Here is a 201-nt window from a genome sequence, read left to right on the forward strand (position 1 = left end):
CTGATCGTGCCCGCCGTGGTGTGGCAGGCGACCTCCTCAAGGGTGCTGACCACCGAGCGCATGTCCGGCATGAAGATCACGGATCACACGGCCCTGGACGCCGCCGGGGTCGATCGTCACCAGCTGGCCGTGACGGCCACGGAGATCCTGTGCCAGATGATCTTCGTCCACGGCTTCTTCCACGCCGATCCGCACCCGGGG

1 protein-coding gene is annotated in these 201 nt (G+C 67.2%); it reads left to right on the forward strand.

Annotated elements, in window-relative coordinates:
- On the forward strand, positions 1-201 hold a 201-nt coding region (locus IG178_RS25240; RefSeq protein WP_255519016.1), incomplete at both ends, for an AarF/UbiB family protein.

Origin of the sequence: Neoluteolibacter marinus (assembly GCF_014904755.1) — a bacterium.
GTDB classification, from domain to species: domain Bacteria; phylum Verrucomicrobiota; class Verrucomicrobiia; order Verrucomicrobiales; family Akkermansiaceae; genus Haloferula; species Haloferula marina.